This is a genomic window from Mycobacterium sp. NGS40 (assembly GCF_059812735.1).
Genome location: NZ_JCALDG010000015.1, coordinates 1 through 18,708 on the forward strand (window position 1 = coordinate 1; position 18,708 = coordinate 18,708).

The following is an 18,708-nucleotide window of genomic DNA, read 5'->3' on the forward strand; positions in this document are numbered from 1 at the left end:
GACGGCCATGTTGTTTTGCAGAAGGCTGTCGATTATCCCGATACCGAGCTGGGCTTCTATGATTTCCGGGGCTCGGATGATCCCGTACGAAAAGTCCGGGAAATGGCGTCTTCAATTCAACGCACGCCCATGCCATTCTCGGGTCCGCTTTTCATCTTTACCTTATTCCAGACGCAAGATAACGAATTCTATTTGTTCGCCTGCTGCCACCACATCGCCGTAGACGGCATGGGCATGGCGCTGGTGAGCCGCCGCGTCGCCACCGTCTACACGGCACTTGTCGCCGGCGATCCGGTGCCTGACGCGTACTTCGGTTCCCTGCAGGACCTGATCGATTGCGAATCCGGTTACGAGGCCTCGGCCGACTACCAGGATGACGAGGCCTATTGGCAGGAACACCTGCCGACCGAGAGCGGATTCCATTACCGGCTACCTCAGGTCACCGAGGAGCGTGACCCGTATCTGACCTCTGCATCGGTCCAGTTGGACCCGGCGGTGGTGGGTCGAATGCAGCAGTTGACCAAACAGTTGCGGGTCCGCCGGTATTCGGCCATCACCGCCGCGTGCGCGCTGTTGGTGCGTGGATGGTCCGGTAACGCCAACGAGGTGACGCTGGACTTCCCGGTCAGCCGCCGGGTGACCGAAGAGTCGAAGAAATTGCCCGCGATGCTTGCCGGCGTCGTCCCATTGGTATTGACGACATCACCGGAAACGACCGTTGGCGACTTTGTCGCCCACGTCGACACACGTATCCGGGAGCTGTTGGCGCATCAGCGCTACCCCGTCCACGCCCTCGAGGGCGAAGGCGGCGCCCGGCAGGGCGCAAACCGGGTGGGCGTGAACTTCATCCCGTCCCGCCTGACCCTGAATCTTGCCGGCGCACCGGCGCACGCGGGGTACACGAACCATGGCCCCGTCGGCCACTTCGGGTTCTTCTTCCTCGGCGCGGGCGATCAGCTTTTCCTGAGCACGGCCGGTCCCGGGCAACCGTTTGCGAATTTCGACGTCGCCGATCTCGCGGCGAAGTTGCAGCAGGTGCTGCTGCTGATGGTCGAGGACCCCACCGCGACGCTGTCGTCGATCGAGGCGCTCGATGCCGACGACACGGCCCGCCTCGACGAATTCGGCAATCGGGCCGTCCTGACCGAGCTTGCGCCGACCAAGGTGTCGATTCCGGCGACGTTCGCCAAGCACGTGGAGAGCACCCCCGAGGCGGTCGCGGTCACCTTCGAAGGACGGTCCACCACCTATCGGGAACTCGACCAGGCCGCCAACCGGTTGGCGCACCTGCTGGTCAGCGAGGGCGTGGGCCCGGGCCAGGTTGTGGCACTTCAGTTCTCGCGTTCCGCCGACGCGATCATCGCGATTCTCGCCGTATTGAAGACCGGCGCGGCATACCTGCCGATCGACCCGGCACTCCCTGCAGCACGCACGGAGTTCATGCTTTCCGACGCCGCGCCGGCGGCCGCCGTGACCACCGCTGACCTGCGATCGCGGCTGGACGGACAGGATCTGGTGGTCATCGACGTCGCCGATCCCCGCATCGCGGCCCAACCCAGCACGGCACTGCCGATGCCGGACCCGGACAACCTCGCCCACGTGATCTACACGTCCGGAACCACGGGGACTCCCAAAGGCGTTGCCGTTACTCATCATAACGTCACGCAACTGTTCGCCTGCTTCGATGCGGGTCTGCCGCGGACCGGTGTTTGGTCGCAATGCCACTCCCTGGCCTTTGACTTCTCCGTCTGGGAGATTTGGGCTGCCCTGCTGGGGGGCCGGCGACTGGTGGTCGTGCCGGAGTCGGTGACTCGCTCGCCAGACGACTTCCACGCCTTACTCGTCGGCGAACACGTCAGCGTGCTCACCCAGACTCCGTCGGCAGTCGGGATGCTCTCGCCCGAGGGTTTGGAGACCGCCGCGTTGGTGGTCGCCGGCGAGGCCTGCCCGCCCGAGGTCATGGATCAGTGGGCGCCCGGCCGGGTGATGATCAACGGCTATGGCCCCACCGAGACCACGGTGTGTGTGGCGATCAGCGCGCCGCTGGTGCCCGGATCCGGTGTGGTGCCGATCGGTTCGCCGGTCCCGGGTGCGGCGTTGTTCGTGCTGGACCGGTGGCTGAAGCCGGTGCCGCCCGGCGTGGTCGGTGAGTTGTATGTAGCCGGCGCCGGCGTCGCGTGCGGCTATATCCGCCGGGCCGGTCTGACCTCGTCGCGATTCGTCGCATGCCCGTTCGGGCAACCGGGGGAGCGGATGTACCGCACCGGAGACCTGGTCTCGTGGGGTGACGACGGACAACTCCTTTATCTAGGCCGCGCTGACGAGCAGGTCAAGATCCGCGGGTATCGCATCGAATTGGGTGAGGTCCAGGCCGCCCTGGCCGCCCTCGACGAGGTCAAGCAGGCCGCGGTCATCGCCCGCGAGGACCGCCCCGGGGACAAGCGCCTGGTCGGCTATGTCACCGGCACCGTCGACCCCGCCGCGGCCCGGGCCAGACTGGCCGAGCGGTTACCGGCATACATGGTGCCCGCCGCCGTGGTGGTGCTGGAGACGCTGCCGCTGACGCCCAACGGCAAGCTGGACACCCGCGCCCTGCCGGCGCCCGAATACCACAACGTCGGTGGCGCTTATCGCGCCCCGACCACCGCCGTCGAAGAGGTCCTGGCCGGGATCTACGCCGAAATCCTGGGGCTGGAGCGGGTCGGCATCGACGACTCGTTCTTCGACCTGGGCGGCGACAGCATCCTGTCGATGCAGGTCGTGTCGCGGGCCCGGGCGGCCGGTGTACTGCTGCGTCCGCGCGACGTTTTCGTCGAGCAGTCCGTGGCCCGGCTGGCCCAGGTGGCCAGCGTGGCCACCGGCGAGATCGGGGTGGCCGACGAGGGTCTCGGCGAGGTGGTGTCCACCCCGATCATCCGCTGGTTGCAAGACGTCGACGGCCCTGTCGAGCAGTTCAACCAGGCGATGGTGGTGCAAGCCCCGGCCGGAGTGACCGAGGCCGACGTGGCGGTGGTACTGCAGGCCCTGGTTGATCGCCATGCCACCCTGCGGATGCGGGCCGACGACGACGGCACCGGCGGCTGGTCGCTGTGGGTGCCCGAAGTGGAATCGCTGGAAGGCGCCGGTCTGCTGCGTTCGGTCGACGTGTTGACCGACGAGGCGCTCGCGGAGGCCCGGTCGCGGCTGAACCCGGCTACCGGGGCGATGCTCAGCGCGCTGTGGGTGACCTCGACGTCGCAATTGGCGTTGATCATTCACCACCTGGCCGTCGACGGCGTCTCGTGGCGAATCCTGTTGGAAGACTTGAACATCGCGTGGGCTCAGCACCACAGCGGGCAAGAGGTGGAGCTGCCTGCGCCGGGGACTTCGTTTGCCCGGTGGTCATCGCTACTCGAAGAGCACGCCCGCGACGCGGCCGTCGTGGCGCAGGTGGACGCCTGGCGCCAGGTGGCGGCGACCCCGGCCGCACTGCCGGCCGTACAGCCGGCGGTGGACACGCACGCCAACGCCGGACGGTTGTCGGTGGACCTGGACGTCGACACGACCCGCCAGATCCTGGGTGAGGTCCCGGCCGCGTTTCACGCTGGGGTGCAAGACATTCTGTTGATCGCGTTCGGCTTGGCCTGGGCGGAATTCCTGGGTTCTGCGGGCAAGCCGCTCGCCATCGACGTCGAGGGTCACGGTCGCCACGAAGAACTGAATCCCTACGTGGACCTGTCGCGCACGGTCGGGTGGTTCACCACCAAGTACCCCGTGGCGCTGACCGTGGATGGCCTGGACTGGGCGCGGGTGGTCGACGGCGACCCCGCCCTCGGCGCGGTCATCAAAGCGGTCAAGGAGCAGCTGCGCGCCCTGCCCGACGGGCTGACCTACGGCCTGCTGCGGTACCTGAATCCCGACGTCGACCTGGCCGGAGCCGACCCGGCGATCGGCTTCAACTACCTCGGCCGCCTGGGCGCCTCGGCGGCCGAGCTCTCCGAGGACCTGTGGCGGGTCAGCCAGGAGAGCCTCGCCCTGGCCGGCGCGGCCGCGTCGATCCCGATGCCGTTGGCGCACACCGTCGAACTAAACGCCGGAACCGTCGACAGCGACGCCGGTCCGCACTTGCACGCCAACTGGACCTGGGCGCCGTCGGCGCTCGACGACACCCAGATCAACCGGCTCAGCCAGCTGTGGTTCGAGGCCCTGGCCGGCATTTGCGCGCTCGTCCGCCGCGGCGGGGGCGGGCTGACGCCGTCCGACGTGGCCCCCGCGCGGCTGACCCAGCAACAAATCGACGACCTGTCCCGCCAGCTCCGCATTGCCGACGTGCTGCCGCTGACCCCGGTGCAGCAGGGGCTGTTGTTCCACTCCGCGCTCGCGGAGGGCTCCGGCGACGACTTGTACGCGGTGCAGCTGGGCATCACCGTGACCGGCCCGCTCGATCACAAGCGGCTGCACGAGGCGGTGCAGACGGTGGTCAACCGTCACCCCAACCTGGCGGCGCGGTTCAACCAACAGTTCGACGAGCCGATCCAGATCATTCCGGCCGAACCCGTCATGGCGTGGCAGTACGTCGAAATGGCCGGCGGCGAGGCCGAAGTCGATCAGCGGGTCCAGCAGCTGTGCGCCGACGAGCGCGCCGCGGTGTGCGACATCGCCGACCAGCCGGCCTTCCGGGTGGCCTTGATCCGCACCGCGGACAACCGGCACCGGTTCGTGCTGACCATCCACCACATCGTGATCGACGGCTGGTCGCTGCCGATCCTGCTGCAGGAGATCTTCACTCTCTACTACGGGCAGCGGCTGGCCGCGCCGCCGTCGTACCGCAGCTTTGTCACCTGGCTGGCCGCGCAGGATCGCGACGCGGCGCAAGCGGCGTGGGGCGAAGTCCTGGCCGGCTTTGACACGCCGACGCTGGTGAGCCCGCCGGGGCAGGCCGCCGAGCGCGGCGTGGAGTCGTACCGGGTGCCTGCCGACGTCACTCAGGCCCTGACCGAGCTGGCGCGCTCGAACCACACCACCGTCAGCAACGCGCTACAGGCCGCCTGGGCGCAGGTACTGATGTGGCTGACCGGGCATCACGATGTCGCATTCGGCACCGCGGTCTCCGGCCGGCCCACCGAGTTGCCCGGTGCCGACGCGCTGGTGGGTCTGTTGATCAACACCGTGCCGGTGCGGGCCAGCGCCACGGCGACGACCACGATCGCCGACCTGATGGCCCAACTGCAGCGGTTCCACAACGACACCCTGGAGTACGACCACCTGGCGCTGCGTGACATTCACCGCGTGACCGGCCATGACCAGCTCTTCGACACGCTTTTCCTCTACGAGAACTACCCGATCGACGCGGGCGCGCTGTTCGGCGTCCAAGAGTTGGCCATCACCGATTTCAGCAGCCGCGAATTCAACCACTACCCGCTGTCGGTGGTAGTGACGCCGGGCCACGAACTGAGCCTGCGCGTCGAATTCGACAGCCACGTCTTCGATGTCGCCACCATTGATTCGCTGATCGAGCGGTTGCGGCGGGTGCTGGTCACGATGACCACCGACCCCACCCGACGGCTGTCGTCGATCGACCTGCTCGACGCCGACGAGCACTCGCGGCTCGAGGAATGGGGCAACCGCGAGGTGCTGACGCTGCCCGCGAGCGCGCCGGTGTCGATTCCGGAACTGTTCGCCGCGCAGGTCGCGCGCGCTCCGGAGGCCGTGGCCGTCAACAGCGGGGACGGGTCGTGGACCTACCGCGAGCTCGACGAGGCCTCAAACCGGTTGGCGCACTGGCTATCCGACCGCGGAGCCGGCCCGGGCGAGCGAGTTGCGGTGCTACTCAACCGATCCGCCGAGGCGATCGTGTCGCTGCTGGCGGTGCTGAAGACGGGCGCGGCGTATCTGCCGATGGATCCCGCGCACCCGACGGCGCGGATGGAGTTCATGCTGTCGGACTCGGCGCCGATCGCCGCTCTGACCACCGCGGACCTGCGCCCCCGGCTGGAAAGCGCCGACCTGCTGGTCATCGATGTCGAGGACCCGGCCATCGGCGCGGCGCCCAGCACCGCATTGCCGATACCCGCGGCCGACCACGTCGCCTACATCATCTACACCTCGGGCACCACCGGTAAGCCCAAAGGCGTGGCCGTCACCCACCGCAACGTGACCCAGCTGCTGGAGTCCCTGGACGCCGAGATGGAGCTGGGACAGGTTTGGACGCAATGCCATTCGCTGGCTTTCGACTATTCGGTCTGGGAGATCTGGGGCGCGCTGCTGCACGGCGGCCGGGTGGTCGTGGTGCCCGACGCCGTGGTCCGCTCACCGGAAGACCTGCACGCCCTGCTGGTCAGCGAACAAGTCAGTGTGTTGAGCCAAACGCCGTCGGCGTTCTACGCACTGCAGGCCGCCGACGCGCTGCAACCCGAGCTGGGACAGCAGCTGAAGCTTCAGACCGTGGTCTTCGGTGGCGAAGCGCTTGAGCCGCAACGTCTTCAGACGTGGTTGCACAACCACCCGGGGCTACCGCGCATGATCAACATGTACGGCATCACGGAGACGACCGTGCACGCCTCGTTCCGGGAGATCGTCGACGCCGACGTCGACAGCAACAACAGCCCCATCGGGGTGCCGTTGGCGCATCTCGCCTTCTTCGTGCTGGACGGCTGGCTGCGGCCCGTCGCCCCCGGCGTGGTCGGCGAGCTGTACGTGGCCGGCGCCGGCGTGGCGAGCGGGTACGTCGGACGCCCGGACCTGACCACGACGCGGTTTGTCGCCTGCCCGTTCGGCGGACCCGGATCGCGGATGTATCGCACCGGCGACCTGGTGTCCTGGGGCACCGACGGACAGCTGCGCTACATGGGCCGTGCCGACAAGCAGGTCAAGATCCGCGGCTACCGCATCGAACTCGGCGAGATCCAGGCGGCGCTGGCCGGTCTGGACGGGGTCTACCAGGCCGCGGTGATCGCCCGCGAGGACCGGCCCGGTGACAAGCGCCTGGTCGGCTACGTCACCGGAACGGCTGACCCGACCGAGATCCGCAGCCAGCTGGCCGAGCGGCTCCCGTCGTACATGGTGCCGGTCGCGGTGGTGGTGCTGGACGCGCTGCCGCTGACGGTCAACGGAAAATTGGACACCCGCGCGCTGCCCGCGCCGGAGTACTCCGACGTCGACAGCTATCGCGCACCGACCGACGCGATCGAGGAGATCCTGGCCGGGGTCTACGCGCAGGTGCTGGGTGTGGAGCGGGTTGGTGTCGACGACTCCTTCTTCGACCTGGGCGGCGACAGCATTCTGTCGATGCAGGTGGTGGCCCGGGCCCGGGCGGCCGGTGTGATGTGCCGTCCCCGTGACGTTTTCGTCGAGCAGACCGTGGCGCGGCTGGCCCGGGTGGCCAGGATGGGTGCCGAAGGCGACGGCGCGGCCGACGAGGGCCTGGGCGAGGTCATTGCCACCCCGATCATTCGCTGGCTGCAGGAAACCGACGGCCCGGTCGAGCAGTTCAACCAGACGATGGTGGTCCAGGCGCCCGACGGCGTGACCGAATCCGACGCGCTGGTGGTGCTGCAGGCGCTGGTGGATCGCCACGCGATGCTGCGACTGCGCGTGGACGACGACGGCGCCGGTGGTTGGTCATTGTGGGTGCCTGAGGTCGGGTCGGTGGATGCCGGCGCGCTGCTCCGGTCGGTCGACATGTTGTCCGACGAGGCGCTCGTCGACGCGCGGTCGCGGCTGAGCCCGGCCGCCGGTGTGATGCTGAGTGCGCTGTGGGTCAACTCCACGTCGCAATTGGTGCTGATCGTCCACCACCTCGCGGTCGATGGTGTGTCGTGGCGAATCCTGTTGGAAGACTTGAACATCGGCTGGGCGCAGCATCACAGTGGGCAAGAGGTGGCGTTGCCGGTACCGGGCACGTCGTTCGCCCGCTGGTCGTCGCTGCTGGACCAGCACGCCCGTGCACCCGAGGTCCTCGCCCAGGCCGAGGCGTGGCGGCAGGTCGCCGCCGTGCCCGCCGCACTGCCCGCGGTGCAGCCCACGGACACGTTTGCCACGGCCGGGCAACTGTCGGTCGGGTTGGACGTCGAGACGACCCGCATGCTGCTGGGTGAGGTGCCGGCGGCGTTTCACGCTGGGGTGCAAGACATTCTGTTGATCGCGTTCGGACTGGCCTGGGCCGAGTTCCTGGGGACCGGCTCGCCGATCGGTGTCGACGTCGAGGGCCACGGGCGGCACGAGGAACTGGCCGCCGACGTTGACCTGTCGCGCACGGTCGGCTGGTTCACCACCAAGTACCCGGTGTCGTTGGCCGTCGGTGAGCTGGGCTGGACGAAAGTGGTCGCCGGTGACACTGCGCTGGGCCCGGTGATCAAGGACACCAAGGAGCAGCTGCGTGGTCTGCCCGACCCGCTCACCTACGGTCTGCTGCGCTACCTGAACCCCGATGTCGAGCTGGATAAATCCGACCCGGCGATCGGCTTCAACTACCTCGGCCGTCTCGGCGCGGGCGCGACGGACCTTTCCGGTGACCTGTGGCAGCTCTCTCAGGACGACCTGCCGGCCGCGGCGGCAGCGACGGCCGTCGCCATGCCGCTGGCCCACACCGTCGAGCTCAACGCCGGCACCATGGACACCGAAGGTGGCCCGCAGCTGCAGGCCAACTGGACGTGGGCGACCTCGGCGCTCGACGAGGCTCAGATCAATCGGTTGAGCCAGTTGTGGTTTGACGCGCTGTCGGGCATCTGCGAGCACGTCCGGGGCGGCGGCGGTGGCTTGACGCCGTCCGACCTCGCGCCGGCGCGGATGAGCCAGCAGCAGATCGACGAACTGCAACAGAGCGAGCAGATCGCCGACGTGTTGCCGCTGACTCCCCTGCAGCAGGGCCTGTTCTTCCACGCCAGCACCGCCGAGGACCTCGGTGTCAGCGGCGACGACCTGTACGCGGTGCAGCTCGACATCAGCATCACCGGTGCGGTCGACCCGGACCGGCTGCGCGATGCGGTGCACACGGTCGTCACCCGGCACCCGCACCTGGTCGCCCGCTTCAGCGGTGACTTCGACGAGCCACTGCAAATTTTGCCGGCCCAGCCCGAATTGACTTGGCAGTACCTCGAATTGGGCGACGCCGATGTCGACGGGCAGGTTGAGCAGGTATCCGCGGCCGAACGCGCCGCCGTCTGCGACCTCGTCGGTAAGCCTGCCTTCCGGGCGGCACTGCTACGCACCGCGCAAAACCAGTACCGGTTCGTGTTGACCAACCACCACATCGTGCTGGACGGTTGGTCGAAACCGCTTCTGCTGCAAGAGATTTTCGCTGGCTACTACGGTGCCCGGCTTCCTGCGGCGGTGTCGTACCGCAAGTTCGTCACCTGGCTGGCCAGTCAGGATCGCAGCACGGCCCGGGCGGCGTGGCGCGAGGTGTTCGACGGCTTCGACACCCCGACCCTGGTCGGCCCGCCGCAGCGGATGGGGCTTGGCCAGCGAGGTGTCGAAGAGTTCCAGGTGTCCGCCGAGACCACCGCTGCGCTGAGCGAGCTGGCCCGTTCCTGCCGCACCACCGTCAGCACCGTGCTGCAGGCCGCCTGGGCCCAGCTGCTGATGCGGATGACCGGTCAGCCGGATGTCGCGTTCGGTACCGCGGTCTCGGGACGGCCGACCGACCTGCCCGGCGCGGAATCCATCGTCGGCCTGATGATCAACACGGTTCCGGTCCGCGCCAACATCAACTCGGCCACCACCATCGGCGATCTGCTGGACCAATTGCAAAGCTCGTACACCGAAACGCTCGAGCACCAGTATCTGGGGTTGAACGAAATTCACCGAATCACCGGGCACGACCAGCTGTTCGACACTATGTTCGTTTACGAGAACTACCCGATCGACACCGCAGCGCTGTCGGGGGTTCAGGATCTGACGATCACCAAGTTCACGAACCGCGAGTACAACCACTACCCGCTGTCAGTGCAAGCCGTGCCGGGCCACGAACTGGGCCTTCGAGTCGAATATGACACCGATGTCTTCGACAAGGCCAGTATCGAAACGTTGGTCGAGCGGTTACGGCGAGTGCTGGTAGCCATGACTGACGATTCAGGGGATGAGTAATGGCCGACGGTAAACGGCGGCTCTTATCGATTGATCTCCTCGACGGGGGTGAAGTCGCGCGGCTGGACGAGTGGGGCAACCGCGCCGTATTGACCCGCCCGGCTAAGAGCGTGACGATTCCCGAGCTGTTTGCGGCGCAGGTCGCGAACGCCCCGGAGGCCGTCGCGCTGGTGTGCGGGGACCGGTCGTGGACCTACCGTGAGCTCGATGAGACCGCGGAGCTGTTGGCGCGGGTGCTGACCGCGCACGGTGCGGGCCCGGGACAGACTGTGGCACTGCTGTTTTCGCGCTCGACCGAGGCGATCGTGTCGATGATGGCGGTGCTCAAAGCCGGGGCGGCGTACCTGCCGATCGATCCCGCGCTGCCGGACGCGCGGGTGGAATTCATGCTCGGCGACGCCACGCCGGTCGCGGCGCTCACGACCGCGGCCCACCGGTCGCGGCTAGACGGGACCGACCTGTTCGTCGTGGACTTCGACGAGCCGGGCGAGGATCCCGGCACCGAATTGTCCGCGCCGGCGCCGCAGGATCTCGCGTACATGATCTACACCTCGGGGACGACCGGGGTGCCCAAGGGCGTGGCGATCACTCACCAAAATGCGACGTCCCTGCTGGAGAAGCTGCACTCGGCGGTGCCGCCCGGTCCGGGGCAGGTGTGGTCGCAGTGGCACTCCTACAGCTTCGACGTTTCGGTGTGGGAAATCTTCGGCGCCCTGCTGCACGGCGGACGGCTGGTGATCGTTCCCGAAGCGGTGGCCAGTTCGCCTGACGATCTGCATGCACTGCTGATCGCCGAAAAGGTCAATGTCCTGTGCCAAACCCCTTCTGCGGCAGCAATGTTGTCGTCGGACGGCTTGGAGTCCACCACGGTGTTCGTGGCCGGCGAGGCGCTCCCGTCCGAGGTGCTCGACCGGTGGGCGCCCGGTCGCGTGCTGATCAACGCCTACGGTCCGACCGAGGGCACGATCTACGCGGCGATGAGCCAGCCGTTGACCCCGGACACGGGTGCGCCGATCGGTTCGCCGGTGCCCGGTGCTGCGCTGTTCGTGCTGGACAAGTGGCTGCGGCCGGCGCTGGAGGGGGTGACCGGTGAGTTGTACATCGCCGGTCGCGGTGTGGCCGTGGGCTATCTGCGCCGGGCCGGCCTGACCGCGTCGCGGTTCGTCGCGTGCCCGTTCGGCGAGCCGGGTGACCGGATGTATCGCACCGGGGACCTGGTGCGCTGGGGCGCCGACGGACAGTTGCAGTACCTGGGCCGTGCCGACGAGCAGGTCAAGATCCGCGGTTACCGCATCGAGTTGGGTGAGGTGCAGGCGGCTTTGGCCGGCCTGGACGGGGTGCAGGCCGCGGCGGTGATCGCTCGCGAGGATCGCCCGGGCGACAAGCGGCTGGTCGGTTACGCCACGGTCACCGCGGACGTGGACACCGCCACGATGCGCAGCACGCTGGCCGAGCGGCTGCCGGCCTACATGGTTCCGACGGCGATCGTCGTGCTCGACACGCTGCCGCTGACCGTCAACGGCAAGCTCGACAAACGTGCCCTGCCCGCGCCCGAATACGCCGGCGGCGGCGAATATCGCGCGCCGTCGGACGCGGTCGAGGAGATCCTGGCCGGAATCTACGCCCAAGTGCTCGGTGTCGAACGGGTCGGTGTCGACGACTCCTTCTTCGACCTGGGCGGTGACAGCATCCTGTCGATGCAGGTGTCGGCGCGCGCCCGGGCGGCCGGCGTAATGTGCCGTCCGCGAGACATTTTCGTCGAACAGACGGTGGCCCGGCTGGCCCGGGTAGCCACGATGACCGACGGCGCCGACGGCGTCGTCGACGAGGGTATCGGCGACGTGGTCGCCACCCCGATCATCCGGTGGCTGCAGGGCGTGGTGGGCCCCGTCGAGCAGTTCAACCAGACCATGGTGGTGCAGGCTCCGTCCGGGGTAACCGAAGCCGACGTGGCACCCGTGCTGCAGGCGTTGATCGATCGGCATGCCACCCTGCGGCTGCGGGTCGAGGACGACGACGCGGGGGAGTGGTCGCTTCAGGTACCCGAAGTGGGGACCGTGGATGCCGCCGGTCTGCTGCAGTCGGTAGAGGTGCTGTCCGACGAGGCGCTCGTCGAGGCGCGGTCACGGCTGAACCCCGCCGCCGGCGTGATGCTCAGCGCGTTGTGGGTGAGCTCCGCGTCGCAGTTGGTGCTGATCATTCATCACCTGGCTGTCGACGGGGTGTCGTGGCGAATCCTGTTGGAAGACTTGAACATTGCCTGGGCTCAGCACCACAGCGGGCAACCGATCGAGTTGCCCCCGGGCGGGACGTCCTTCGCCCGCTGGTCGTCGCTGCTCGAGGAGTACGCGCAGCGCCCCGCGGTGGTGGAGCAGGCCGAGGCGTGGCGGCGAGTGGCATCGGTGCCGGCCGCATTACCGGCCGTGCGACCCGAGGTGGACACCTACGTCAGTGCCGAGCACATGTCGGCCGAGCTCGACGTCGAGACGACGCGATTGCTGTTGGGTGAGGTGCCGTCGGCGTTTCACGCTGGGGTGCAAGACATTCTGTTGATCGCGTTCGGGTTGGCCTGGGCGGAGTTCCTGGGGAACGGCTCGCCGATCGGCATCGGCGTCGAAGGACACGGCCGCCACGAAGAGTTGGCTCGGGGCGTCGACTTGTCGCGCACCGTCGGCTGGTTCACCACCAAGTACCCGGTGTCGCTGGCCGTCGCCGGACTGGACTGGTCGCGGGTGGTCGCGGGTGACGCGGCCCTGGGGCCGGTGATCAAGGACGCCAAGGAGCAGCTGCGCGGCCTGCCCGATCCGCTGACCTACGGACTGCTGCGCTACACGAACAACGAGGTCGACCTGCAGGGCAGCGAGCCGGCAATCGGGTTCAACTACCTCGGCCGGCTGGGCGCCGGCACGGCCACGGAGCTTGCCGGTGATCTGTGGCGGATCTCCGAAGAAGGCTTGTCGGTCGCCGGCGCGGCCACCGCGGTGCCGCTGCCGCTGATGCACACCGTCGACCTCAACGCCGGCACGATGGACACTGAAGCGGGCCCGCACCTGCACGCCAACTGGACCTGGGCGCCCTCGGCGCTGGACGGTGAGCAGATCGGCCGGCTGAGCACGCTGTGGTTCGAGGCCCTGACCGGCATTTGTGCCCACGTGCGCAACGGCGGCGGCGGCCTGACGCCGTCCGACCTGGCCCCGGCACGGCTGACCCAGCGGCAGCTCGACCAACTCGAGCAGCAGTACCACCTCGCCGACGTCTTGCCGCTGACCCCGGTGCAGCAGGGTCTGCTGTTCCACGCCAGCGTTGCCCAGGGCGGCGACAACGGCGACGACGTCTACGCGGTGCAGCTGGGTATCACGATCGCCGGTGCCATTGACCCGCAGCGGCTGCGCGAAGCGGTGCAGACGGTGGTCAACCGGCACCCTAACCTGGCGGCCCGGTTCTCCGCCCAATTCGACGAGCCGGTGCAAATCATCCCCGCCGAGCCCGTCATGGCCTGGCGCTACATCCAGCTCGACAGCGACGAAGCCGGCCACGACGAGCAAATCGAGCAGCTGTGCGCCGACGAGCGCGATGCGGTCAGCGACCTTCTCGGCCGGCCGGCCTTCCGTGCGGCGCTGATTCGGACCACCGAGAACAAGCATCGGTTCGTGATCACCAACCACCACATCGTGATGGACGGGTGGTCGCTGCCGATCCTGCTGCGCGAAATCTTCGCCAGCTACTACGGCGAGCGGCTGCCCGCGCCCGCGTCCTACCGCAGCATTCTCACCTGGCTCGCCGAACAGGACCGCCCGGCGGCACAGGCGGCCTGGCGCCAGATGTTCGAAGGCTTCGACAACCCGACCCTGGTCGGTCCCGCCACGCGGATAGGGCTCGGGCGGCGACGCGTCGACTCGTACCGGGTGTCCGCCGAGACCACCCGCGCGCTCAGCACGCTGGCCCGGTCCTGCCACACCACCGTCAACACGGTGCTGCAGGCCGGCTGGGCGCAGTTGCTGATGTGGCTGACCGGCCAGCGCGACGTCGCGTTCGGCACCGCGGTCTCGGGCCGGCCCCCCGAGGTGCTGGGTTCGGAATCGATTGTCGGCCTGCTGATCAACACCGTTGCGGTGCGGGCGAACACGACCGTGGCCACCACGGTCGCCGAGCTGCTCGACCAGCTGCAGACGGCGCACAACAACCGGCTCGAGCACGAGCACCTGGGGCTGTCCGACATTCATCGCGCCACCGGCCACGACCAGTTGTTCGACACGCTGTTCCTGTATGAGAACTACCCGATCGACACGAACGTGCCGGTGGGTGTGCACGAGCTGGCGATCACCGACGTCACGAACCGCGAATACAACCACTACCCGCTTTCCGTGATGGCCTTGCCGGGCCACGAACTGGGCATCCGCGTCGAGTACGACACGGACGTGTTCGACCCGGCGAGCATCGAGACGCTGGTGGAGCGATTCCAGCGGGTGCTGGTGGCGATGACCGCCGACCCGAGCCAGCGGCTGTCGTCGATGGACGTGCTGGATGCCGGTGAGCATGCCCGCCTGGACGAGTGGGGCAACCGCGCCGTGCTGACCCAGCCGGCGCAGGGCACGACGATCCCGGCGATGTTCGCCGCGCAGGTGGCCCGGACCCCGGACGGGGTCGCGCTGGTGGACGGCGAGCGGTCGTGGACCTACCGCGAGCTCGACGAGGCGGCCGAGCGGTTCGCGCGGGTGCTGGTCAGCAACGGCGCGCGCCCGGGCGAATGTGTGGCGTTGCTGTTCAACCGGTCGGCCGAGGCGATCATCGCGATGGTGGCGGTGCTCAAGTCCGGGGCGGCCTACCTGCCGATCGACCCGGCGATGCCCGACGCGCGTCTGGAATTCATGCTCGGCGATGCCACGCCGGTCGCCGCGATGACCGACGAGACCATGCGGTCGCGGTTCGACGGGGCCGACCTGCCGGTCATCGACGTCCACGACCCCGACCTGTCGATCCCTTCGGACATCACCTTCCCGGTGGCGACGCCGGAGGACCTGGCGTACACGATCTACACGTCGGGGACGACCGGGGTGCCCAAGGGCGTGGCGATTACCCACCACAACGCGACGTCGTTGCTGGAAGCGCCCGACCCCGGCGCACCGACCGGCCCTGGCCAGGTGTGGTCGCAGTGGCACTCCTACAGTTTCGACGTCTCGGTGTGGGAGATCTTCAATGCCTTGCTCCACGGTTCGCGGTTGGTCGTGGTGCCCGATTCGGCGGCGGCATCCGCTCACGAGCTGCGGGACTTGCTGGTCGCCGCGCAGGTGACCGTGGTGGGCCAAACCCCGTCGGCGCTGGCGATGATGCCGGGCGAGGGGCTGGAGTCCGCGACGCTGGTGATGGCGGGGGAGGCATCCCCGAATGAAATAGTCGACAAGTGGGCGCCGGGACGGGTGATGATCAACGCCTACGGCCCGACCGAAGCCACCATCTACGCGGCGATCAGTGCGCCGATGAAGGCCGGCGAGGGCGCCCCGATCGGCGTGCCGGTGCCGGGTGCGGCGTTGTTCGTACTGGACAAGTGGCTGCGGCCGGCGCCCGAAGGTGTGGTCGGCGAGTTGTACATCGCCGGCCGGGGTGTGGCCGTCGGCTATCTGCGCCGGGCCGGCCTGACCGCGTCGCGGTTCGTGGCGTGCCCGTTCGCTGGCGCGGAAGCATCCGGACAACGCATGTATCGCACCGGCGACTTGGTGCGCTGGGGCGCCGATGGGCAGTTGCAGTACCTGGGCCGTGCCGACGAGCAGGTCAAGATCCGCGGTTACCGCATCGAGCTCGGTGAGGTGCAGGCGGCGCTGGCCGCCCTGGACGGGGTGCAGGCCGCGGCGGTGATCGCTCGCGAGGACCGTCCGGGTGACAAGCGGCTGGTCGGCTACGTCACCGTCACCGGCGAGGTGGACACCGCGCAGATGCGCGCCCTGCTGGGCGAGCGGCTGCCGGCCTACATGGTTCCGACGGCGATCGTCGTGCTCGACACCTTGCCGCGCACCGTCAACGGCAAGCTCGACAAACGCTCCCTGCCCGCACCCGAATACCAGAGTGCGGTCCGCTACATTCCGCCCGCGACGCCCACCGAGGAGATCGTGGCCGGGATCTACGGCCAGGTGCTCGGCATCGAGCGGGTCGGCGTCGAGAACTCCTTCTTCGACCTGGGTGGGGATTCGCTATCGGCGATGCGGGTGGTCGCCGCGATCAACACGGCGTTCGATTCCAACCTGTCGGTGCGCACGCTGTTCGAGGCGCCGTCGGTTCGCGCCATGAGCGTGCGTCTGGACAGCGACCCCGACGCCGACGAGACCGACTCCAACGGCCCGAGTTTCGTTGCGGTGCACGGCCGCGACCCCGAGGGGCTGCGTGCCAGCGACCTCACCTTGGACAAGTTCATCGACGAGACGACGCTGCTCGGCGCTCCGACGCTGCCGGGCCCGAGCGCCGAAGCGCGCACGGTGCTGTTGACCGGGGCGACCGGCTTCCTGGGGCGGTACCTGGCGCTGGAGTGGCTCAAGCAACTGAAACGTGTTGACGGCAAGCTGATCTGCCTGGTGCGCGCCGGCTCCGACCAGGAGGCATGGCGTCGTCTGGAGAAGGCATTCGACAGCGGCGACCCGCGGTTGGTGGACCACTTCCATCAGCTGGCCGCCGACCATCTCGAGGTCGTCGCCGGCGACAAGGGCGAAGCCAACCTGGGCCTCGACGAGCAGACCTATCAGCGACTGGCCGACACCGTCGATCTGATCGTCGACTCGGCCGCCGTGGTCAACCAAGTGCTGCCCTACCGAGAGCTGTTCGGGCCCAACGTCGTTGGCACCGGCGAACTGATCAAGTTCGCGCTGACCTCGCGGATGAAGCCGTACACCTACGTGTCGACCTCCGACCTCGGCCGCCAGGTCGAGCCGGCGTTGTTCACCGAAGACGCCGACATCCGGGTGATCAGTCCTACCCGCGTCCTCGACGGCAGCTTCGCCAACGGCTACGGCAACAGCAAGTGGGCCGGCGAGGTGCTGCTCCGGGAGGCCAATGAGCAGTTCGGGCTTCCGGTTTCGGTGTTCCGCAGCGGCATGATCCTGTCCGACGTCAGCTACGCGGGCCAGTTCAACATGACCGACGTCGTCACCCGGATGATCCTGAGCCTGGTGGCCACCGGCGTCGCGCCCGGTTCGTTCTACCGCCTTGACGAGAGCGGCAACCGGCAGCGGGCGCACTACGACGCGCTGCCCGTCGAATTCGTCGCCGAGTCGATCGCCACCCTCGGGGCTCAGGTGGTCGACGGGTTCGAGACCTATCACGTGATGAACCCGCACGACGACGGCATCGGAGTCGATACTTGTGTCGACTGGCTCATTGAGGCCGGCTATCCGATCCAGCGCATCGACGACTTCGCGGAGTGGGTGCGGCAATTCGAGATCGGCCTGCGGGCTCTGCCGGACCGGCAGCGCCAGCATTCCGTGCTGCAGATGCTGCAGTTGATGCTGCACAACCCCGAGCAGATTCAGCCGCTCGAGCCGACCCGCGGGTCGTTCGCACCGACAGACCGATTCCGCGCCGCGGTGCAGGAAGCGAAAATCGGTGCGGACAACGACATCCCGCACATCACACCAGGGGTCATCATCAAGTACGTGACGGACCTGCAGCTGGTGGGACTGCTCTAGGCGGCCGGGGCCGGTCCGCGCCGAATGCTTACCCGCATGCGCACCGTGGCAGACAAGCCCACTTTCTGGATGCGGTCCCGCAGCCTTGCCAACGTGAATTGTTGTCGGTCGGCGTCATAGAAGAACCGCATCGTGCGGAACGGGTAATACAGCGCCAGCAGAGTGGCGATCGTCGTGTGTGCCGTGGGGCTCTTGATGCCGTGCAGTTTGGTCGTTCGCGTGTACCGCGTCGCATATCGGTAGAAATCACGCGGTGACTCTTGCACCCGCCGGCCCGAGATGGCGGCGACCATGGACGGCTCATAGGAAATCTTGAAATTGTTCTTGAACAGCGTCAGCGCCAAGTCGATATCTTCGTGCAGGAGCATTTCGGGGTCCGGCTGCGTCTGAAGACGCACGCCCTTCCATGCGGTTGCGCGAATTGCCATGTTGCAGCCGAGCAGAAACCGTTCGTTCTTGACGTGCTTGTGCAGGTGGTAGCGAAGCGTGGAATCCACCCAGAACAGAAATGCCCGCAGCGGCAGGTCGTAAATCGCGATCGGACCGCTCGCGGCGTCGATGTCGGGATCCTGGAAGTAACCGCGAACCTTCTCGACCCAATCCGGCGGAATGACGGTATCGGCGTCAATGCGGCCCAACACGTCACACCGGGCATGGTCGAATCCACAGTCGCGGGTCGGGGCGGCGCCTTGGTAGACGGTTTGGTCGAGAAGCTTTATGTCCAGGTGCGGTGCGGCCGCCTGGTATTCGCGCACAATCGACGCGGTCTCGTCGGTCGACTTGTTGTCGACGACGATTATCTCGTCCGGTGCCGAGGTCTGGTTAATGCACGATTCCAGGCAATTGCCGATGAACCGTTCTTCGTTGTAGGCGGGAATGACGATCGTGACCGAGGGCTGTTGCGGCATGGCTTACACCCAATCTGGGGACATGTGGGGTCAGCCAGCGCCATAGACAGCCGGCCCCGAATTCA

General features: G+C 67.7%; 3 protein-coding genes. 2 read left to right on the plus strand and 1 reads right to left on the minus strand.

The genetic code is table 11. From position 1 onward, the window contains the following. The coding region (locus tag AC5Y5O_RS21595; RefSeq protein WP_500027349.1) for an amino acid adenylation domain-containing protein at window positions 1-10,065 on the plus strand (10,065 nt) is incomplete at its 5' end. Further along, window positions 10,065-17,735, plus strand: coding sequence for a non-ribosomal peptide synthetase (locus tag AC5Y5O_RS21600; protein ID WP_500027352.1), 7,671 nt, complete (start codon window positions 10,065-10,067; stop codon window positions 17,733-17,735). The genes AC5Y5O_RS21595 and AC5Y5O_RS21600, both read left to right, overlap by 1 nt. On the opposite strand, the gene AC5Y5O_RS21605 is transcribed toward AC5Y5O_RS21600, so the two are convergent. Further along, entirely contained in the window at window positions 17,732-18,643 is a 912-nt protein-coding gene (locus AC5Y5O_RS21605) for a glycosyltransferase family 2 protein (RefSeq protein ID WP_500027356.1), read from the minus strand. The two genes, AC5Y5O_RS21600 and AC5Y5O_RS21605, sit on opposite strands and share 4 nt — an antisense overlap. Window positions 18,644-18,708: the final 65 nt, after the last annotated feature.